The organism is Actinomyces sp. oral taxon 170 str. F0386, from assembly GCF_000195595.1.
Lineage (GTDB): Bacteria > Actinomycetota > Actinomycetes > Actinomycetales > Actinomycetaceae > Actinomyces.
The window spans coordinates 5,899-6,474 of the sequence record NZ_GL882551.1 but is presented as its reverse complement, the minus strand read 5'-3'; the positions used below and the strand labels follow the sequence as shown (position 1 = coordinate 6,474).

The window sequence follows — 576 nt, the reverse complement described above, 5'->3', positions numbered from 1 at the left end:
GTTCCTGACAGGGTGCAGGCGACCTGGACGTTCACTCCGGTGGTCCTGTGCTTGCCGGAGTACAGCTCGGGGTGGTCGGCCCAGGACCAGCACTCCAGCAGGGTGCCGTCGACGATCAGCTGCACGGTGGGATCCAGGTCCTCCACAGTCGGCACACTGACTTCCAAAGCCCGGGCGATCAGGGGCGTGTAGGCGGTGACCTGACTCATGACGCTTAGTGTGCCGGGGGTGGGGTGCTCAGGGTGGTGAGGATTTCCTTGGCCTTGGGGGTTAGTTGTGGGACGGCGTTGATGTAGTGGCCGTTGATGTTGATGACGACCTCCTGCAGGCCGTGCAGCTCGCGTACGATCCTGGCGATGCTCATCCCGGTGGTGTCCTGGAGGTAGCGGGCTACGGCCAGGGAGGCCATCACCATCGTCAGGTGGGCCCAGGTGGCATCGCGGGTGTGGTGGAAGACGGGGCGGGCTCGCAGGTCGTGCTTGCTCATACGGAAAGAGTCCTCCACATGCCACAGCTCGTGGTAGGAGGAAACGACCTCGGCGGCGTCCATCAGGCGGGACGGGATGTTGGTGACGT

General features: G+C 64.2%; 2 pseudogenes. Both read right to left on the bottom strand.

The features are described from left to right. A pseudogene (locus HMPREF9056_RS10270) lies at window positions 1–209 on the bottom strand (transposase); the annotation flags it as partial. 5 nt (window positions 210–214) lie between these two features. Next, window positions 215–576, bottom strand: a pseudogene (locus tag HMPREF9056_RS14740) (IS1634 family transposase); the annotation flags it as partial.